This window comes from Actinomyces sp. HMSC065F12 (assembly GCF_001814535.1).
GTDB lineage: Bacteria > Actinomycetota > Actinomycetes > Actinomycetales > Actinomycetaceae > Pauljensenia > Pauljensenia radingae_A.
Genome location: NZ_KV817047.1, coordinates 1 through 537, shown reverse-complemented (window position 1 = coordinate 537; position 537 = coordinate 1). Strand labels below are relative to the sequence as shown.

Here is a 537-nt window from a genome sequence, read left to right as displayed (position 1 = left end):
CGGGCGACAAGAAAATACTCTACGAACAATCGGGGCGATCGTCAAACTGATTTGCGGTGAGCTCCCTCACCGTTTGATTTTTCGGCACAATGTCGCCAAACAGCAGGTGGAATACTGTTTTAATCCGGTTTTTATCATCATTAATTCTGGTTTTTGGAGCCTAGTTGAGTGCGCTCCACCATCGCTGATCCCCTAAAAGTGTGGCGCACCAAGCACTGAATTACTCAGATCAATTTTTGTGCGCCTTAGTGTTGATCCGCGCTGGCAGTGTGCATGCATGTAAGCGCGCATCAGTACTCGTAAATGATGGCGGTGCGCTTCACAGTCTCCAGTGTGCATTTCGTGCTGCCAGGGTGGTACGATACTTGAGCCTTGGGGCTATGGCGCAGTTGGTAGCGCGTCTCGTTCGCAATGAGAAGGTCGGGGGTTCGAATCCCCCTAGCTCCACCATTTGTACTCACTTTTGGATACAAGGATCGCAACCTCTTGCTGTGAGCGTTTGGGGGTTACCGGACAATTTGTGTGTCTATTGGTGGC

Annotated in this window: 1 protein-coding gene and 1 tRNA gene; both read left to right on the top strand. The window is 50.7% G+C overall.

Annotated features, from left to right (window positions below; translation table 11 throughout):
* Positions 1-196 (top strand): hypothetical protein (locus HMPREF2975_RS12890; RefSeq protein ID WP_227469393.1); only part of this gene is annotated, 196 nt, incomplete at its 5' end.
* 178 nt (positions 197-374) lie between these two features.
* Positions 375-450 (top strand) — tRNA-Ala (locus tag HMPREF2975_RS11830).
* The last annotated feature ends 87 nt before the right edge of the window (positions 451-537 follow it).